The organism is Rhizobium sp. CIAT894 (genome assembly GCF_000172795.2).
Classification (GTDB): Bacteria; Pseudomonadota; Alphaproteobacteria; order Rhizobiales; family Rhizobiaceae; genus Rhizobium.
Window position 1 is genome coordinate 4,275,818 of sequence record NZ_CP020947.1, and the last position, 19,495, is coordinate 4,295,312.

Sequence of the window (19,495 nt, forward strand, 5' to 3'; positions counted from 1 at the left end):
CTAGAACCAATCAGCAAGGCAGAATCGCACGCCGGCAAGAAAAAACCTCCCCGGGGACCGGAGAGGTTGATAGCGATCTAAGGTGACAGCCGTGCGTCTGAAAAAGCTCAGCTCTTGGTGAAGATATAATCCGTCTCCTGGCGCAGCACTTCGCCGGGGCGCAGCACCGCATTCGGGAAACCTTGGTGATTGATGGCATCCGGCCAGACCTGCGTCTCCAGGCAAAAGCCGGCGAAGGCGCCGTATTTGCGCCCACCGAGGCCGGGCGCCCCGGTATTGAGTTTGAAGCCGGCATAGAACTGCACGCCCGGCTCGGTGCTGCGCACCTCCAGCGACACACCGGAATAGAGGCTGCGGGCGAGCGCGACGCTGCGCTTGGCGGTGCGCTTGGGCGACAGGCAGAAATTATGGTCGTACAAAGCCTGCTCGCTGCCGGCGAAACGCTTCATCGGCGCCATCTCGCGGAAATCGAACTCCGTGCCGGCGACGGAACGGATCTCGCCGGTCGGCACCTGCCTCTCGTCGGTCGGCAGATAGTGGTCGGCAGCGATCATGATGTCGTGGCCCAGCGCATCGTCGCGGCCATCGAGATTAAAATAGGCGTGCTGGCAGACATTGGCGAGCGTCGGCTGGTCGCTGGTCGATTCGTAAGTGATCGACAATTCGCCATTGCCATGCACCCGGAACGTCGCCTGGATGGTGCAATTGCCGGGATAACCGGCGCGGCCGTCGGGATCGACGATCTTCAGCACGACCCGGTCGACGTCATGCTCGACGATCGTCCAGCTGCGTTTGGCGATATTGTCGCTGCCGCCATGCAGATGCGTGACGCCGTTTTCGTTCGGCTCGAGCTGATAATCCTTGCCGTCGAGCGTGAATTTGCCACCGCCGACACGGTTGGCGCAGCGGCCGGGTGTCGCGCCGAAATAGGCCGAATAGAGAGGGTAGCTGTCGAAATCCTCAAAGCCGAGCTGTAGCGGCGCCTCATGTCCCTCAAGGCGCAGATCCTGGATGACCGCACCCCAGGTGATGATCTTGGCCGTCAGCCCGCCGCCCTTGATGACGACGCGATAGACGGTTTCGCCTTCCTTCGTCTGCCCGAAAACTTCCCGCTCCAACTTATCCGACATGATCGACCGTCCATTCTTTGCGCATCTGATTAGAGACGCGCGACGCTATAGGGTTCCGGACCGGAACCTGCCCGCATTTGCTCCAAACCGCAACCGGTCGGAGCAGAAAGAACACGGGGCTCAGAGATCCGTGCCGATCTCCTCCACGTCAAAGGGCGTCGTCTGGTAGATTTCGTTGATCCAGTTGCCGAACAAAAGATGCGCATGGCTGCGCCAGCGGTTCTGCGGCGCAAGCGCCGGATCGTTATGCGGGAAGTAGTTGTGCGGCATCTTGATCGGCACGCCGGCATTGACGTCACGAAAATATTCATCGGACAGCGAGGTGGAATCATATTCGACATGGTTGAACATGTAGAGCCGCCGGCCTCGCTTCTCGTGCACCAGGCAGACGCCCATTTCGCTGGATTCCATCAGGATCTCCAGGCTGCCGGATTTTTCGATATCGGTGCGGCGCACCTCGGTCCAGCGCGACACCGGCACCTCGAAATTATCCGAAAAGCCGTTGAGATAGATGGAGGACGGCTTCAGGTTCCGGTGGCGGTAGACGCCGAAGGCCTTCTCTTTCAGCTCGTATTTCGGAACGCCGTGGAAATGATAGATCGCCGCCATCGCGCCCCAGCAGACGTTCATCGTCGAATGGACATTCGTTTCCGTCCAGTCGAGAATCTGCTGCATCTCCGCCCAATAGGTGACGTCCTCATAGGGCAGGAGTTCGATCGGCGCCCCGGTGATGATGAAGCCGTCGAACTTGCGGTGCCGCACCTCCTCCCAGGTCTGATAGAAGGAAAGCAGGTGATCTTCTGACGTGTTCTTCGCCTTGTGGCCGCCGATACGGATCAGCGACAGCTCGACCTGCAGCGGCGAGGCGCCGACGAGACGGGCCATCTGCAATTCGGTCTTGATCTTGTTCGGCATGAGATTGAGCAGCCCGATCTGCAGCGGTCTGATATCCTGCCGGATCGCCAACGTCTCGGTCATCACCCGCACGCCCTCTTGAACGAGGGTTTCGAAGGCGGGCAGCGTATCGGGGATCTTGATGGGCATTGCGGTCACTCGATCAAAAACAAAAAACCGGCGGCGACAAAAATCGCTACCGGTCCGCACGCGGCCCTTTAGCGACTTTTTTAACGTGGCTGCAAGCCGGCCGGCCAAATCACCACGGAGCCCTTTAATTAGCCCCAGTCAGACCGCGAATCAATGGCGAATGCATGCGGGCGCGATCCAGGCAAGCATCATCACAGTTTAATGACTGATAGAATCTGTTGATAGACCGGTAACGCCACCATGTTAATAATGGGGTATGGGCGATTTGGAAAAGCGTAATGGCAGATAAAATCGAGGGGAGGCCAGGAATCCGGAGGCAGGATAGGGTAGGGTATGATCTCAGCCTGACATCTCGCCTCGGGGTGATGTTCTCAGCGTTCTGGAATTCGCAAGTGCGCGGCAAGGTGCTGTTTCTGGCGACCGTGCTGATCCTTGTTATCCTGGCGACGTCGTACGGCCAGGTCATCCTCAATGAGTGGAATGCGCCCTTCTACGATTCGCTGGAGCGCCGCGACCTCGGCGAATTCTTCCACCAGCTCGAAATCTTTGCGATGATCGCCGGTTCGCTCCTGCTGCTCAACGTGCTGCAGGCCTGGCTGAACCAGATGACCGCGCTTTATATGCGCGAGGGCCTGTCGCGCGACCTCGTCGACCAGTGGCTGAAGCGCAAGCGGGCGCTGCGGCTTGCCTCCAGCGGCCTGATCGGCGTCAATCCCGACCAGCGCCTGCACGAGGATTCCCGCAATCTCGCCGAAAGCACGACCGGCCTCGTTCTCGGCCTGCTGCAGTCGACCATTCTTCTGGTGAGCTTCATCGGCGTGCTCTGGGAGCTTTCGAGCGGCTTCATCTTCCGCATCAGCGGCCACAGCTTCTCCATTCCCGGTTACATGGTCTGGGCGGCGATTTTCTACGCCGCCTCCGCCTCGGTGCTGAGCCAGGTCGTCGGCCGCAAGCTGGTCAAGCTCAATGCCGACCGTTTCTCGAAAGAGGCCGAGCTTCGCTTCACGCTGATGCATGCCAATGAAAACATGCCGGCAATCACCGTTGCCCGCGGCGAGGAGAATGAGCGCCGGCGGATCAACACCGACATCAGCTCGGTGTTGAGGGTCGTCAAGCGACTCGCCATGGCCAATACCAACCTCACCTGGGTTTCGGCCGGCTATGGCTGGCTGGTGATCGTCATCCCGATCATCGTCGCCGCGCCCGCCTATTTCTCCGGCGGCCTCACCCTCGGCCAGCTGATGATGTCGGTCGGCGCCTTCAACCAGGTCAACACCGCCTTGCGCTGGTACGTCGCCAATTTCGGCCCGATCGCCGAATGGCGCGCCACGCTGATGCGCGTCACCGATTTCCGCCAGGCGCTGCTCGACATGGACGAGGACTACGACCTGAAGGGCAGCATCGCCTATGAAAACACCGCGCCCGACACGCTGACGCTGAAGGATGTCGTGATCAATGCCAAGATCGGCGAAGAGATCGACGAATGCGGCGGCTTCCGCCTGCGCGAAACCGATGTGGTGATCAAATCAGGCGAAAAAATCATGATCAACGGCGATCACAGCGTCAACCGCAAGCTGCTGTTCCAGGCGATGGCCGGGCTCTGGCCGTGCGGCAGCGGCACGATGGGCCTGCCGCCGATCGACGACATGCTGTTCGTCCCGCAGATCGCCTATGTTCCCGGCGGCACCCTGCGCGAGGCGCTGGCCTTCCCGGAGAGCCCCGATAGCTACGACAAAGCCGCCATCGAGACGGCCCTCGACAAGGCCGGCCTGCATTCACTGATCGCACGCCTCGATACCCGCGCCCGCTGGGACAAGCTGCTCGACAGCGACGAACAGAAGGCGATCGGCTTCGCCCGCCTGCTTCTGGTGCGCCCGCGCTGGATCGTTTTCGACGAAGTGCTGGAAGGCATGGAGCCGGAATGGCAGGAAACGATGGCCAAGCTGCTGACCTCCCTGCCCGGAACCGGCATGATCTATATCGGCCGCTCCGAGGCCTATCTCGAGGCGCTGCAGCCGCGTGTCCTGCATCTACAGGCACTACCGTCAAAATCCGAAGAACCGCCTGTCGCCCAGACCGGCGCCAGCGCCAGTGTCGGCGCTGCTGCCGTTCCCGCACCGGCGCTTTAAAGCATGTCGCGCAAAAGTGTGCAGCGGTTTTGCCAGGCAAAGCGCGAAGCGGTTTTGCCGCAACGACATGCGTAAAACAAAGACCTAAAGCGCGAGGAGCGAATCTGAAAGATTGCGACGCGCTTTAGACCTCGCCTTTATTCAGCTTTGGCAAGCATGATGCCGTCTTTGCCAAAGCGTAAGCGGGCGAGATGACGAACATGGCGACGATGAATATTTCCCTGCCCGATCCAATGACGGACTGGGTTGATTCTCAGACAGAAACCGGGCGCAAGGACGATATTCTCCAGGTCGCGCGCGAACGGCCGGCTGGGCGACCAGTCACATCGGCGGCGTGATACCGTTGAGGCCGACGGCGACCTGGCTGGCCGAAATGCTGCCGTCTGCCGCCTTCTCGCCCGTGACGATGACGCCGGCCCCGGCCTTCAGATCGTCCTTGGTCGCGGGTGCCAGGGTCACGATCGGCGTACCGTCGGCGATTGTGATGGTCTTTTCCTTGCCCTGATAGGTCAGCGTGATCGTGTGGCCGTCGACGGATTTGACGGCATTGCTGACGGTCGCATTGGTCATCTGGCTGTTCGGCTGGGCATCCCAGGGACGGTTGCCCTCACCGGTCCCCTTCATCGACGCCGGGAAGATCAGCACCTCGATCGCACCATCCGGACCGCTGCCTTTCGGGAGCGAGGCGACACCGACGAAATCGCCGGGCTTGATATCTTCGACCGAGGCTTTTTTGATCCCGCCGACCTTCCAGCCGGCTTTCAGCGTGATCGTCGCATCGCTGCCTTCGCGGGTCTTTACGACGAGCTGATCGCCGCTGAGGCTTTCGATGGCGCCGCGAACACGGACGCGTTCGCCATCCTGCGCCTGCGCGACCTGTGAGAAGACAAGCGCAACAAAGCCGCCGGCGGCAAGTGCTGTGAAAAGAAGAGGGTGAGGCCTGCGAGACATATGACTTTCCTTGTCGCCACTGTGATCGGCAATATCTCCGGCTGCCGGACGGCACCTTATGCCGACTGGGGATACACTAGCGAATCAACGAAAGGTGAGCGTCGAGCCCGGGAAACTCAGCCTTCCAGCTCCTCCCGCAGCATTTCGAGCTCCAGCCACTCCTCCTCCATCTTTATCAGACCGGCGCGCAGCTTCTCCATCTCGCTCGCTAGCCGATTGAAGGCGGCGGCATCGCGCGTGAAAAGATTGGGGTCGGCCATCGCCTGTTCGCGCTTGGCGATCTCGGCTTCGGCTTTCGCCATTTCCTTCGGCAAATTGTCCAATGCGAATTTCTGCTTGAACGACAGCTTGCTCTTCGAGCTTCCCCCGGCAGGTGCTGTCTCCTGGCTCTTCGGCTTCTCAGCCGCTTTCTCGGCCCGCTTGCGCTCCTCGAGCGCACCCTTGCGCTGCGCCAGCATATCGGAGTAGCCGCCGGCATATTCGATCCAGCGTCCGTCCGGTGCATCAGGCACGGCGGGTGCGATCGTCGAGGTCACGGTGCGGTCGAGGAAATCGCGGTCGTGGCTGACGAGAATGACGGTGCCGGGAAAACCGGCGACAATCTCCTGCAGCAGGTCGAGCGTTTCGATGTCAAGATCGTTTGTGGGTTCGTCGAGGATCAGCAGGTTCGCCGGGCGCGAGAGAATACGCGCCAGCATCAGCCGGGCGCGCTCGCCGCCGGAGAGGCTTCTGATCGGCGTGCGCGCCTGTTCCGGCTGGAACAGGAATTCCTTCATGTAGCCGGTCACATGGCGCTGCTCGCCGTTGACGAGCAGGTTTTCGCCGCGCCCGTCCGTCAAATAGTTGGCGAGCGTATCCTCGGGATCGAGATCCTCGCGCTTCTGGTCGAGGGTTGCAATCTCCAGATTGGTGCCGAGCTTTATCGTGCCGCTGTCGGGCGAAAGCTGCCCGGTCAACATCTTCAAGAGCGTCGTCTTGCCGGCGCCGTTCGGCCCGACCAGACCGATGCAATCGCCGCGATGCACGCGGATCGAAAACGGCGTGACGATGGCCCTCTCGCTGAAGCTCTTGGTGATCTTGTCGGCCTCGATCACCAGCTTGCCGGATTCCTGCGCGTCTGAAGCCGTCGCCTGCACCGTGCCCTGCGGCCCCTTGTGGCCGCGATATTGCGAGCGCATCGTCTGCAGCTCGCCGAGGCGGCGCATGTTGCGCTTGCGCCGCGCCGTGACGCCGTAACGCAGCCAGTGCTCCTCACGCTCGATCGCCTTGCCGAGCTTATGCTGCTCCAGCTCCTCGGCCTCCAGCACCTGGTCGCGCCAGGCCTCGAAATGCGAAAATCCTCTGTCGAGCCGGCGCGAGGTGCCGCGGTCGAGCCAAACGGTTGCCGTCGAGACCTTTTCGAGGAAACGCCGGTCGTGCGAGATCAGCACCAAAGCGCTGCGGGTCTTCTGCAGCTCGCCTTCCAGCCATTCGATGGTGGGAAGGTCGAGGTGGTTGGTCGGCTCGTCGAGCAGGAGAATATCGGGCTCGGGCGCCAGCACGCGGGCAAGGGCGGCGCGGCGCGATTCGCCGCCGGAAAGGGTTCTCGGATCTTCCTCGCCGGTCAGCCCGAGATGGGAGAGCAGATAGGTGACGCGATAGGGGTCGTCGCCCGGCCCGAGGCCGGCCTCGGCATAGGCCTGAACGGTGTTGAAGCCGGCAAAATCCGGCGCCTGTTCGAGATAACGCACCGTCGAGGACGGATGGCGGAAGACCTCGCCGGACTGCGCCTCGACCAGGCCGGCGGCGATCTTCAGCAACGTCGATTTTCCCGAGCCGTTGCGGCCGACGAGACAGATTTTGTCACCGGGCTCGATCTGCAGGCTGGCGCCCGCCAAAAGCGGTGCGCCGCCGAAGCTCAGGAAGATATCGTCGAGTTTCAGAATGGGAGGGGCCAAAAATCAGACTCCGGAAAGATCATAGGGCCTGGCGAGCACGATCGCCCGACCGCTTTTGAGCGAAAAGCGAACCTTGCCTTCCGCGACATTGGAAATGGTGCGCGACGAACCGAAAGGCAGATGGAAATCGGCCAGCGGATAACGCGCATTGTCGATAGAAAGCCCGGTCAGCTCGCTGAAGCCGAGCACGGAAACCAGGCTGCCCTTGGGAAGATCCAATTCGATCGTCCCGGCAAGCAGCGGCACGGCCTCTTCCTTGCCCGAGCTCAGCCGCACGTCAAAACCCTCTTCCGCCAGGCTGACGGCCGACAGCAGATGCTGAAGCGCGTGATCGGAGCGTTCGCCGCCAAGTGCTCCCACCAGGATCAGCCGCCGCGCACCCCGCGCGATCGCTTCCGAGACGGCGATTTCGCCGTCCGTCGCCGCCTTTGCCGCCGGATAAGGCTGTTTCGGCACGTGGGGAAAAGCGCCATCGAGATCATCAGGCGTCGAATCGAAGTCGCCGACCCAGAGTTCCGGCACGACACCGAGTGCTGCCGCATGCCGCATGCCACCATCGGCCGCGATGAAACGGCTGCCGCCGATGGCATGGCGCAGGCGCTCCGTCAGGCTGAGTTCGCCGCCGAGCAGAATGGTGAAGGTCGATTGGCTCATGGGCATTGCCCTTAGCGCAAACGGGGGGTCGAGGGGAAGGGCCGGCAAACGATGACCTCAGCCCGGCGTATCCTTATCGCGCGACAGGAAGACCGCCTCATAACCGCCGATGAAGCGCTCGAACAGCAAAGCGAAGCGGTTGACATCGTCCTCCGGCCAGTCGGACACGATCTCGGAGATGATCGCGAGTTTCTGCGCGACGATCTCGGCAAGCAGACCCTGGCCGACCTCGGTCATGACGACGACAATCCGCCGCGCATCGGCCTGCGAAGCCTCGCGTCGCAGCACGTTGCGCCCGACCATGTCGGCCACCACCCGGCTTGCCCGTGACGGATCGATGCGCAGCATCTCGGCGATCATGCCGACCGTGACCTCGCCGGCCGGCTGCGCCCGGCGGACGGCATCGAGCACATCGAGATGCGAAAGTTCGAGACCCGGCGCGGCGCTCTGGATCGCCAGCCGGCCGATCAGCCGTCGCCCGGTCATCAACCGCATGCGGCCCATGCTGCGGCCGATGCGAGGTATGTTTTCCTCATCCGGCTCTGGCGGTTCTGCGGGAATTGTCTTGGTCAGCACTTCGCTCATCACGGAACCATAACAGAGCCGTTTCGAAATTTGAATATGCCAATGTCATTAATGTGCCATTGACAGATATATGCTGTTAGCACATAAAAGAGCAGCAAACCCGGAATGATGCTCCCATGGACATGCAACTCGCGCCTGCGCCGCTCGTGACGGATCCCCGTCGCCGGCTTATCCTCTTCCTCTTTCTGATGACGGCCATGTTCATGGCGACCCTGGACAATCAGATCGTTTCCACGGCGCTGCCGACGATCGTCGGCGAATTCGGCCATCTCGAGCGCTTCGGCTGGATCGGCTCGGCCTATCTCCTGTCACTGAGCGCCGTCATGCCGCTCTATGGCAAACTCGGCGATCTGTTCGGCCGCAAATACGTGATGATGACGGCGATCATGATCTTCACCGTCGGCTCGGCGGTCTGCGGCCTCGCGGTGTCGATGAACACGCTGATCGCCGCCCGCGTGCTGCAGGGTCTTGGCGGCGGCGGCATCATGGTGTCGATCTTCGCCGTCAACGCCGATCTGTTCGAGCCGCGGGAGCGGGCGCGCTACCAGAGCTATTCCAGCCTGGTATTGATGGCATCAGGTGCCATCGGCCCGGTGCTCGGCGGCACGATGAGTGATCTTTTCGGCTGGCGCTCGATCTTCCTCGTCAACGTTCCGATCGGCTTCATCGTGCTCACCGGTCTCGCCTTCATGCTGCCTTATCGCAAGCCGCATCGTCGCCCCAGGATCGATTATGCCGGTGCGCTCCTGCTCGCGCTGACGACGACCAGTATCGTGCTTGCCACGGATAGCAGCGAATTGTTCGGCGCGCTGATTTCGCCGCAGAGTATCGGCATCGTCGCTTTCGGCGTCGTCTGCGCCGTCGCCTGGGTATTTGTCGAGCGCCGCGCGCCGGAGCCGATCGTTCCCCTGGAGCTCTTTCGCAATTCCACCTTCAGCCTGCTGCTGGTGATGTCGATCATGGGCGGCGCCATCGCCATCGGCATGGTCAACTATCTCGCTCTCTTCCTGCAGACCACCACCGGCCTTTCGCCCTCTGCCGCTGGCCTTCTCTTCATCCTTCTCACAGGCGGCCTCGTCTGCGGGTCGCTTTCCGCCGGCCGCATCATCTCGAAGACGGGCCGTTACAAACCCTTCGCCATCGCCAGCCTGACATGCAGCGCCATCGCCTTCGCACTGATGTCGCAGATCCATGCGGGAACGCCGATCGCTTTCATCGGGGCGATCATGATGCTGCATGGCATCGGCATCGGTCTTGCCCAGCAGGTTCCCGTGATCGGCGTGCAGAATTCAGCGCCCGCCCGCGATGTCGGCGCCGCCACCGGCTCGGTGACGCTGTCGCGCATGGGAGGCGCATCGATCGCCATATCAATCTACGGCGCCATCATCGCTTCTGGGCTCGGCAAGGTCGGCGTCTCCATTCCCGGTGTCGCCGATATCGAGCAGCTGACGCCGAAGATGATGGCTTCGCTTCCCGAAGCAAGCCGCCGGGCCGTCGCCGATATCTACGCCGCCGCCTTTTCGCCGCTGTTCATGACCGCCTGCGCCATTGCGCTGATCGGCCTTGTGGCTGCCATCATGCTGAAGCCGGTGCAACTGCCCCGCGCCGGCGAGGCGAAGCTGCCCCAGGCGACGACGGCGAAAGCCGCGGAATAGCCGGATCGTACACGCGGAACACTCATCATAAGGCGTTCTGTCCGCGTTACGCTTATCAAGGATTGCAATTTTCTCGCATGGCTGTCGCTGTCCGGCCGGTTCGTTCAATCGATCCGTTCTTTTTCTGCGCCGCCGACGAATCTCCGTGTCGTGACGGAACTTTCGCCATAATTTCGTCCGAGCGAAGGGAGGTCTCGCTGCCCGAGACTTGCCAAAATGCAACGGCGCCACATTTAAACAGAGTTTCGCTATGCAACCGATGCGGAAATCAGCTACAGCAAGGACTTGTATCGGCCGATTGTGCAGTGCGAGATCAGGGGTGCGCACCTGTTGAATCCCCCTTGCCACGGCCGGTCCGAACCTGCGGTAAACCGGCAAAATAGCGACATGATGCGGAGAAACAGACTGGATAGCTTGACGACGTGGAAATCGCCCGCGCTTTCCAGTGATGCCATCTCTGCGCCGCAGCGCTTCTTGCGCCGCCTGATGCTGCTGTCGGCCGTCGCAATGGCGCTGAATGGCTGCCAGACGCTGATCGAGCAATCCTACCAGCCGAGCGTGTCGCCGTCTTCCAATCCGCAGATCGTCGACGAGGTGCAGAAAAACGACCCGCGCGCCGCGATGGGTGCCCGTGAGCATCCGCGCATCGTGGCAAGCTACGGCGGCGAATACAAGGACGCCAAGACCGAACGCCTCGTCGCCCGCATCGCCGGCGCGCTGACGGCAGTGTCGGAAAATCCGAGCCAGTCCTACCGCATCACCATCCTGAATTCGCCTGCCATCAACGCCTTTGCGCTGCCGGGCGGTTATCTCTACGTTACCCGTGGCCTGCTGGCGCTCGCCAACGACGCCTCCGAGGTCGCAGCCGTGCTGTCGCACGAGATGGGCCATGTGACGGCCAATCACGGCATCGAGCGGCAGAAACGCGAAGAGGCGGAGGTCATCGCCAGCCGCGTCGTCGCCGAGGTGCTTTCCAGCGATATCGCCGGCAAGCAGGCGCTGGCCCGCGGCAAGCTGCGGCTCGCTGCCTTCTCCCGGCAGCAGGAATTGCAGGCCGACGTCATCGGCGTACGCATGCTCGGCGAAGCCGGCTACGATCCGTATGCCGCCGCCCGTTTCCTCGATTCCATGGCGGCTTACAGCCGTTTCATGTCCGTCGATCCCGAAGCCGACCAGAGCCTCGACTTCCTGTCGAGCCACCCGAATTCGGCGCAGCGCATCGAGCTTGCCCGCACCCACGCCCGCGCCTTCGGCCAGGAAGGTTCGGTCGGCGACAAGGGCCGCGATTATTATCTCGACGGCATAGACGGCCTGCTCTACGGCGACAGCCCTGAGGAAGGCTATGTGCGCGGTCAGACCTTCCTGCACGGCGGCCTCGGCATCCGCTTCGACGTGCCGCCGGATTTCCATATCGACAACAAGGTCGAAGCGGTGATGGCGACCGGCCCGAACGACATCGCCGTGCGCTTCGACGGCGTCGCCGACAATCAGAACCAGAGCCTTACCAACTATATTTCCAGCGGCTGGGTGACCGGTCTCGACCCGTCGACCATTCAGCCGATCACCATCAACGGCATGGAAGCCGCTACCGCGCGCGCCAGCGCCGACCGCTGGGATTTCGACGTCACCGTGATCCGCAACAATTCGCAGATCTTCCGTTTCCTGACCGCCGTGCCGAAGGGCAGCGACGCGCTCGAGCCGACGGCCGAAGTCCTGCGCGCAAGTTTCCGGCGCATGACGCCGGCCGAAGCTGCCTCGCTGAAGCCCTTGCGCATCCGCGTCGTCACCGTCCGGCCGGGTGAAAATATCTCGACGCTCGCCGCCCGCATGATGGGCACCGACCGCAAGCTCGATCTCTTCAAACTCATCAACGCCCTGCCCACCGGCGCAGCCGTTTCACCTGGCGATCGCGTCAAGATCATCGCCGAGTAAAAAAAACCCGGCTTGCGCCGGGCCAGTCTGTGCTGCTGCTGAAGGGGATACGGCATCGTCGGGATGATGTGCGCCGCGATTTTCTGCGACATGCGATAGATTCAGGCGGGCTATAAGTCAGGCGTAGGCCGCCATATGCGGATCGGCGCTGACGAGCGCGCTGCGGAGCTTCTCCATCGCCCGGCTTTCGATCTGCCGCACACGCTCCTTGGAGATGCCGAGATCGGCCCCGAGTTCTTCGAGCGTGGCGCCGTCTTCCGCCAGACGCCGGGCGCTGATGATCTTCATCTCGCGTTCGTTGAGATGTTTCAGCGCCGAAGCGAGCCAGATGCGGCGGCGTTCGCCGTCGATCATGTTGGAGACTTGCTCGTCCGGCAGCGGATCGTCGCTGACGAGGAAGTCCATCTTCTCCGCGCTCTCGGCATCGCCGGAGACCGAAGGCGCCTGCAGCGAGGCGTCGTTGCCGGAAAGCCTGGCATCCATGGTCTGTACATCGGCGAGGCTGACGCCGAGCGCCGCGGCGATTTCCTGGTGAATGGATTGCAGCGTCAGCTGCGTGTCGCCCTTGGCGAGCTTGGCGCGCAGACGGCGCAGATTGAAGAACAGCGCCTTCTGCGCCGAGCTCGTGCCGCCGCGGACGATCGACCAGTTGCGCAGGATGTAATCCTGGATCGAAGCCCTGATCCACCAGCTGGCATAAGTGGAAAAGCGTACATCGCGGTCCGGCTCGAAGCGGGCGGCGGCCTCCAGCAGGCCGACATATCCCTCCTGCACGAGGTCGCTCATCGGCAGGCCGAAATTGCGGAACTTGCCGGCCATGGAGATGACGAGGCGCATATGCGCCATGGCGATCTGGTTGCGCGCGCCGCGATCATCGTGATCCTTCCAGCGGATGGCGAGATCGTGTTCTTCCTGGCGGGCGAGATAAGGGGCGGCCATCGCGATTTTGATCATGCGCCGGTCTGCAGACATGTTCTTCATTTCGATCTCCTGAAACAGGCCTCTCGCCCTAAATGAACAATAAAACTCACATGCCGGAACATTGCTGTCCGGCTTGAAAGGCTTCTGAATGCATGAAGACCTCGCCCCTGGACTTTTCAGGGGGAGGCCCTATTTCTCATCATGAGCCGGAAAGACGGCTGGGCTGGACCTGTTTCTTCACCTTGCCGGATGGGCAATATTGGAAAGGCATGATCCGCTCCTCATCGAACATTGACGGAATAGCAGTTCGCCCGTCGAGGCTATTGCCCGGCGAGCAGTCCGCAATTACGTGTGTTAAACGCGGCAGTCGGGAAAAAGTTCCAATAAAAAAACCCGACGCGAAGGCCGGGTTTTTTCGATAGGAAAAACAGGATCGCCTTATGCGGCTTCGTCCTGCGAATCGTCTTCTTCGATCGCCTTGCCGCGCTTCGGACCCTTGTTGAGATTGGTCTCGACGAGACGGACGGCTTCGGTTTCCGACATCTTGTTGACGGCGGCGATTTCGCGCGCCATGCGGTCGAGCGCAGCCTCATACAGCTGACGCTCGGAATAGGACTGCTCGGGCTGGTTTTCGGCACGATAGAGATCGCGCACGACTTCAGCGATGGAAATCAGATCGCCGGAATTGATCTTGGCATCATATTCCTGGGCGCGACGGGACCACATGGTGCGCTTGACGCGCGCCTTGCCCTGCACGACCTTCAATGCACGCTCGACGAAATCCGTTTCCGAAAGCTTGCGCATACCGATGCTCATTGCCTTCGCAACCGGAACCTTCAGCCGCATCTTGTCCTTTTCGAAATCGATAACGAAAAGTTCGAGCTTCATGCCGGCAACTTCTTGCTCTTCGATAGCGGTGATGGTACCGACGCCGTGAGCGGGGTAGACGATCGATTCACCGGTCTTGAAGCCATGGCGAGCTGTGGAAGGCTTTTTCTGCTGAGTCGTCATTCTATTCAAAAACTCCCTGTTACGCTTCCGGCGGCGGCCGGAGCCGGGTCAGTCAGGCCCGGGTGAGACGGTAGTATCCGTCGGGTGACTTCACTCTGGTCCCATCGGGCAAAAGCAAAGAACTTCTTGCGCACGATCTTGGGACCCGGCGCTCAAAGCGTTGATATGTCACGGAAACCGCGTACGGATTTGTTTTGCTTTCGTGATGGTTTTGGGCATGCGTCATGCCACAAATGGAACAGTAGGCAAAACCTATCATAAAAATATGAGGAAATCAATAATTTGCTTCGCTTGAGTCATGCGGGCAACACATGTCACCCATATTCCTCACGCAGCTTTTGGAGCCTTTCCTGGTCAAATTGAAGCATTCTGTTGGCTCAAACGGAGTCGGATGGTCGACCGGCCGGCGCGCGTCGTAGCCCAGTTCTACGGCCAAGCCGGCCGGTCGATCAACCGGCCCGTTTCAGCCAACCCTCCCGCAGATTTGCTTGCAAATCTGCAAGACTCTTGAATCGCCGGACGCACTTGTCGCTTCGCCGTGGCGAAGCGGTGCGGCCGGTGGGCCGGGCATTTTTCCACCAGGATCAAAGGCGATCGGCTCGGACGTACCAAGAAGTATGCCCTTCGCCAATCGCCTTTGCCCTGACGAAAACCTGCTCCGGCAGAATGCTGCAATCTGACCAGGAAAGGCTCCAAACGTTTTACCCCACGGCCGCCCGAATCCGGCGGCCGATTATGGCCGGCGACTCAATCGCCGGAACCGGGTTTTTCGGAGAAATATTTCTCGAACTTTCCGGTTTCGCCGTCCATTTCCTTGGCCTCGGGCAATGGGTCCTTCTTGACCGTGATATTCGGCCAGATGGTGGCATATTCGGTATTGATCTTCAGCCATTTGTCGAGGCCCGGCTCGGTATCCGGCTTGATCGCCTCGGCGGGACATTCCGGCTCGCAGACGCCGCAATCGATGCATTCGTCAGGATGGATGACGAGAAAATTCTCGCCCTCATAGAAGCAGTCGACAGGGCAGACTTCCACGCAATCGGTGTATTTGCACTTGATGCAATTGTCGGTCACGACATAGGTCATGAAGAACTCCAGGATTTCCATGCGGATGGGGCCGGGCAACCTGGAACGTCGCGCCTATCCCCGTGCCGGAGGAAAAGCGTGGGCAGGCTTGGGCGGCAAGCACGCTTCCGGCAGGTTGTCAGTGACGTATCGGCTTTGGCGCCGGATTTCAAGGATAAACGATCTGCAAAAGCCGCCAGCACAGACAGAGTTTTCTAATCCTCGTCCGACATCAGCCTGTCGATTGCGCGTCGTTCCTTTTTGGTTGGACGACCGCTACCGCTCGCCCGGATCGCCTGCTCATAGGGCGTGAGACGTTTTGTCTCATCCGGTGGCGGCGACAGGTCCTCGTAGAGCAGGCGGGCCTCCTCGTAAGGCCCCCGCCGCTCGCCGGCAAAACGCACGACCAGAACGACATCGCGCCGTTCCAGCGTCAGCTCGATGCGGTCGCCCGGCTTGACCATCTGGCTCGGATGATTGCAGCGCTCGCCGTTGATGCGCACATGGCCCGACTGGACATGGCTCTGCGCCAACGAGCGCGACTTCACCATGCGCGTGAAGAACAGCCATTTGTCGATGCGCTGGCGCGAACCGCTTGTCGGCTGTGTCTCCCCGCTCATGATTACTTCTTCATCTGCTCCTTGAGAGCCGCGAGCTTGGCGAAAGGTGAATCCGGATCGATCGGCTTTTCCTTGCGCGGCGGCTTGGCCTCGAAGCGCAGCGGCTGCGAAGCGCCGCGATTGTTGTTGCGGTCGTTACGATCGTTGCGGTCACCGCGATCCTTGCGATCGCCGCGATCCTGCCGGTCGCCGCGCGGCTGATCGCCCCGTGGCTGGTTGTTGCGGTCGCCTCTTGCCTGCTGCGGCCGGCCGCCATCACGACCGCCACCGTCCTTGCGATTGTGACGATTATTGTCGCGGCCTTCGCCGCCGCGATTGCCCTCGCCGCCTTCACCGCCCCCAGGCCGGCGATTGCGGTCGCCGCGTTCCTGGTTCTGTCCGCGCTCCTGGCCCTGGCCGCCACGGCGTTCGCCATGCCCGCCGCGCGCCTGGCGCTGATTGTCGTTGCGGCCGCCGAGACGCCACAGAAGAACCGGCTTCGGTTCCACCGGCTCGCCGGCCTCCCCGGAAGCAGCCACTGCTTCCCCAGGCGCCGACACCGTTTCCTCAGAGGCGGATGCAGCCTCCGTGGCAGCCGATGCTTCGGCCGAAGCGGGGGTTTCCACCGCTTCCGTCACAGTCGTGTCGACAACATCCAAAGCCGCCTCGGTCGCGGCCGGCTCGGCAGCAGTCTCCTCCGTCGCCCCGTCGGCGTCGTCGTGATCGGCCTTTTCAGCTGTCTCGTCCGCAGGCGTTTCGGTGGCTGCAGCCGGCGTCGAAACCGCGTCCTGCGTCGCAAGATGGGCCGATGCCTCTTCCGCCTTCACGGCATCGGCGCGATAGCCGAGACCCTTGAGGATTTCTTCCATGTCCTCAAGCGTCGCGCCGAGGATCGACAGCATCGCCGTCGTCGTCGTAAAGCGGCGACCGTCATAGGCGCCCTCCGGACGGTTGTTCTGACCCGGCTTCCACTGCAGCAGCGGACGGATGATATCGGCAAGCCTTTCGAGAATGTCGATGCGCACCGCGCGCTTGCCGAGGAAGCGGAAGCCGGCGAGCTTGTAGAACATCCGCTCATAGCTCGGATCGGTGACGACGGAGGTACGGCCGGCAGCCAGCACCGGAATGAGATCGCCATAGCCCGGTTTGTCCAGACCGTCGTTCTTCAGCGCCCACAGCAGCGTGATGAGCTCGGCCGGCGCCGGCTTCAGCAGTGCCGGAACGAAGATATGGTAGGCGCCGAAACGCACGCCGTAGCGGCGCATCGAGGCTCGGGCCTCCTGGTCGAGCGACTTCACTTCTTCGGTGACGTCGCGGCGGAACAGCACGCCGAGATTCTCGACGAGCTGGAATGCCAGCCCCTTGGCGAGACCCTGCAGGTCTTCGGCGCGCGACAGATCGTCGAGCGGCTTCAGCACCGTGCTGATATGATGATTGACGAAGCGCTCGATACGGGCGGCGACATGATCGCGCGCATTGCCCGTCAACTGCTCGTCGGCGAGCAGGATCACGCGCGGGCGCATGATGTGATCGCTGCCCGAAAGCCGCGCCACCGGGTCGCCAATCCAGCGGATCAACCCGTCGGCGCCGATCGCCAGGTCGCTGTTGCCGGCGGCATGAATTCGAGCCGCACGGGCCTCGAATTCGAGCGCGAGCGCTTTCTGCGACGCAGCCTGAACCGCCTTGGCATCCGGTCCGTCCGTTCTCGCCACCGGCGTGAAACGGAATCCACTCAATTGCCCTACATGATGTCCTTCAACGAAGACATCGCCATTCACACTGATTTCAGCTTCCAGCATCGCATTCTCTCTCAGGCGCTTCATGAGCACAGATGTCCTGCGATCAACAAAGCGTTTCGTCAACCTTTCATGTAACGCGTCGGACAATCGATCTTCGATTTCCCGCGTCTTTTCCTGCCAGTGTGTCGGATCGGCAAGCCAACCAGGCCGATTCGAAACATAGGTCCAGGTCCTTATCTGCGCGATTCGCGCCGAAAGCGTGTCAATTTCCCCATCTATCCGATCGGAGCGATGAACCTGCTCCGCGAGAAACTGCTCGTTCACCGTGCCATAGCGGACGAGATCGGAAAAGAGGGTGGAGATAAGATCGGCATGTTGTGCCGGGGTGATACGCCGATAGTCGGGAAGCGCGCAAGCCTCCCAGAGTTTTTCGACGCGAGCCGGCCTGTCGGCGAGATCGACGATCTCGGGATAACGCGAAAGCTGTTCCAGCGCCTGCTGGTCGACCGCAGGCAGTGCCCGCGTCAGCCCCGGCACGCGCGGCCCCGCTTCGAGGCTGGCGCGCAGCGCGTGGATCGAGGAGAAGTCCATCTCGGTCGTGCGCCACTGCAAAACCTTGACGTTGTCGAATTCGTGCCCCTCGATCCGTTGCACCAGCTCCTCGTCGAAAGGCGAGACCTGCCCGGTGACGCCGAAGGTTCCGTCGCGCACGTGCCGTCCGGCGCGGCCGGCGATCTGGCCGAGTTCGCCCGGATTGAGATTGCGGAACTGGTAGCCGTCGAATTTCCGGTCCTGGGCGAAGGCGACGTGATCGACATCGAGGTTGAGGCCCATGCCGATCGCATCGGTCGCCACCAGATATTCGACATCGCCGGCCTGGTAGAGTGCGACCTGCGCATTGCGGGTGCGCGGGCTGAGCGCGCCGAGCACGACCGCAGCACCGCCGCGCTGCCGGCGGATGAGCTCGGCGATGGCATAGACCTCGTCGGCCGAGAAGGCGACGATCGCCGAGCGCTGCGGTAGCCGGGTGATCTTCTTCTGCCCGGCGTAGAAGAGATGCGAAAGCCGCGGCCGCTCGACGATCGTGATGCCGGGCAGGAGCTGCTGCAGGATCGGCTGCATCGTCGCAGCACCAAGCAGCAGCGTTTCCTCGCGGCCGCGAAGATGCAGGATGCGGTCGGTGAAGATATGGCCGCGCTCGAGATCGCCGGCGAGCTGCACCTCGTCGATCGCGACGAAGGCGGCCTTGGTCTCGCGCGGCATCGCCTCGACGGTGCAGACCGAAAAACGTGCATTGGGCGGCGAAATCTTTTCCTCACCGGTGACCAGCGCCACATTCTGCGCGCCGACCTTCTCCACAACCCGCGTATAGACCTCGCGCGCCAGCAGCCGGAGCGGCAGGCCGATCACGCCGGTCCCGTGCGCGACCATGCGCTCGATGGCATAATGGGTCTTGCCGGTATTGGTCGGCCCGAGCACCGCGGTTACACCGCGTCCACTCAGAATCATCGGCTGCGAAGTCAGAATCATCGGTCCATGCAAATGGGGCGGGCGCCCCAGGAAAATCTCGGCTTCTCGACGGAAGCTAAAGAACACATGGACAGGTGGCGCCGCAAACGCAAGGGCAGATTTCAAAATGCCTCGGCGATTACGACCTTTGCGAGTCTTGCGGAACACCCGAATATGCGATTCGGAACAGCCTGAGAACGAATCAGCGACGAATCGCTGACTCCGGATGATTCAGCTTTTGTTCACGGCTAAGTATTGATTTTGAATCACTTTTTCCCACTAGATGCTGAATCGTAAGACTCTCTCCCGTTCCCAATATTCGTCGGCGTGACTGCGATTTCCGCCGGGTCTTGAACAGGCGAAAATCCGTCCGGAAATTAACCTCTCGACCAAAGGCGGAACGAATCGGAGACGAATCGCCGACGCCCCTGCTTTCACTTTTTGTTCACGCCCACATCTGGTGGTGTCATCAATTCCGGGCGCTAGATGCGGATCGGCGGCAGGTCCTTTCGCCCGGCCTCCTCGCAGCGGCGTTAATCTTTCGGAAGCCGGATTCAGGCAGCGTTAAGCCAAAGGCGGCGAGATTACGGTGCTGATCAAATACGGAACGAATCGCTGACGAATCGGCGACATC

14 protein-coding genes and 1 riboswitch are annotated in these 19,495 nt (G+C 61.5%); of the genes, 3 read left to right on the forward strand and 11 right to left on the reverse strand.

Annotated elements, in window-relative coordinates; translation table 11 throughout:
- Positions 1 to 107: 107 nt before the first annotated feature.
- Positions 108 to 1,130, reverse strand: coding sequence for an aldose epimerase family protein (locus RHEC894_RS21015; protein ID WP_085738706.1), 1,023 nt, complete (start codon positions 1,128 to 1,130; stop codon positions 108 to 110).
- A 120-nt stretch (positions 1,131 to 1,250) separates the two neighbouring features.
- Positions 1,251 to 2,174: a homoserine O-succinyltransferase gene (metA, locus tag RHEC894_RS21020; RefSeq protein WP_085738707.1), complete on the reverse strand. Its 924-nt coding sequence runs from the start codon at positions 2,172 to 2,174 to the stop codon at positions 1,251 to 1,253.
- A 48-nt stretch (positions 2,175 to 2,222) separates the two neighbouring features.
- Positions 2,223 to 2,300, reverse strand: a riboswitch (SAM riboswitch).
- Between the two features lie 152 nt (positions 2,301 to 2,452).
- On the opposite strand from metA, the gene RHEC894_RS21025 reads away from it, so the two are divergent.
- The gene (locus tag RHEC894_RS21025; protein ID WP_085738708.1) at positions 2,453 to 4,303 is read left to right on the forward strand and encodes an ABC transporter ATP-binding protein/permease; all 1,851 of its coding nucleotides are present in this window, start codon (positions 2,453 to 2,455) and stop codon (positions 4,301 to 4,303) included.
- 321 nt (positions 4,304 to 4,624) lie between these two features.
- On the opposite strand, the gene RHEC894_RS21030 is transcribed toward RHEC894_RS21025, so the two are convergent.
- The 4 genes from RHEC894_RS21030 to RHEC894_RS21045 all read right to left on the reverse strand — a co-directional run bounded on the left by RHEC894_RS21030 (position 4,625) and on the right by RHEC894_RS21045 (position 8,430).
- Positions 4,625 to 5,254 (reverse strand): hypothetical protein, encoded by a 630-nt coding sequence (locus RHEC894_RS21030; RefSeq protein ID WP_085738709.1) that lies wholly within the window; start codon positions 5,252 to 5,254, stop codon positions 4,625 to 4,627.
- Positions 5,255 to 5,370: 116 nt separating this feature from the next.
- Positions 5,371 to 7,191, reverse strand: a complete 1,821-nt coding sequence (locus RHEC894_RS21035) for an ABC-F family ATP-binding cassette domain-containing protein (RefSeq protein WP_085738710.1) — start codon at positions 7,189 to 7,191, stop codon at positions 5,371 to 5,373.
- Positions 7,192 to 7,194: 3 nt separating this feature from the next.
- Positions 7,195 to 7,851, reverse strand: coding sequence for a thiamine diphosphokinase (locus tag RHEC894_RS21040; protein WP_206427884.1), 657 nt, complete (start codon positions 7,849 to 7,851; stop codon positions 7,195 to 7,197).
- Positions 7,852 to 7,902: 51 nt separating this feature from the next.
- On the reverse strand, positions 7,903 to 8,430 hold the full coding sequence (locus tag RHEC894_RS21045; RefSeq protein ID WP_085738712.1) for a MarR family winged helix-turn-helix transcriptional regulator: 528 nt from the start codon (positions 8,428 to 8,430) through the stop codon (positions 7,903 to 7,905).
- A 116-nt stretch (positions 8,431 to 8,546) separates the two neighbouring features.
- Here RHEC894_RS21045 and RHEC894_RS21050 point away from each other — a divergent pair, with 116 nt between their 5' ends.
- A complete protein-coding gene (locus RHEC894_RS21050) occupies positions 8,547 to 10,085 on the forward strand; it encodes an MDR family MFS transporter (protein ID WP_085738713.1) in 1,539 nt (512 codons plus the stop codon).
- Between the two features lie 387 nt (positions 10,086 to 10,472).
- Positions 10,473 to 12,017: a M48 family metalloprotease gene (locus RHEC894_RS21055; RefSeq protein WP_085738714.1), complete on the forward strand. Its 1,545-nt coding sequence runs from the start codon at positions 10,473 to 10,475 to the stop codon at positions 12,015 to 12,017.
- Positions 12,018 to 12,134: 117 nt separating this feature from the next.
- On the opposite strand, the gene RHEC894_RS21060 is transcribed toward RHEC894_RS21055, so the two are convergent.
- The 5 genes from RHEC894_RS21060 to RHEC894_RS21080 form a co-directional block, all read right to left on the reverse strand.
- Positions 12,135 to 12,998, reverse strand: coding sequence for an RNA polymerase factor sigma-32 (locus RHEC894_RS21060; protein WP_085738715.1), 864 nt, complete (start codon positions 12,996 to 12,998; stop codon positions 12,135 to 12,137).
- 378 nt (positions 12,999 to 13,376) lie between these two features.
- On the reverse strand, positions 13,377 to 13,949 hold the full coding sequence (locus RHEC894_RS21065) for a CarD family transcriptional regulator (RefSeq protein ID WP_003543775.1): 573 nt from the start codon (positions 13,947 to 13,949) through the stop codon (positions 13,377 to 13,379).
- 747 nt (positions 13,950 to 14,696) lie between these two features.
- Positions 14,697 to 15,035, reverse strand: a complete 339-nt coding sequence (fdxA, locus tag RHEC894_RS21070) for a ferredoxin FdxA (protein ID WP_003567552.1) — start codon at positions 15,033 to 15,035, stop codon at positions 14,697 to 14,699.
- Between the two features lie 194 nt (positions 15,036 to 15,229).
- Positions 15,230 to 15,634, reverse strand: a complete 405-nt coding sequence (locus RHEC894_RS21075) for an RNA-binding S4 domain-containing protein (RefSeq protein ID WP_085738716.1) — start codon at positions 15,632 to 15,634, stop codon at positions 15,230 to 15,232.
- 2 nt (positions 15,635 to 15,636) lie between these two features.
- On the reverse strand, positions 15,637 to 18,882 hold the full coding sequence (locus RHEC894_RS21080) for a DEAD/DEAH box helicase (RefSeq protein WP_085738717.1): 3,246 nt from the start codon (positions 18,880 to 18,882) through the stop codon (positions 15,637 to 15,639).
- Between the last annotated feature and the right edge of the window lie 613 nt (positions 18,883 to 19,495).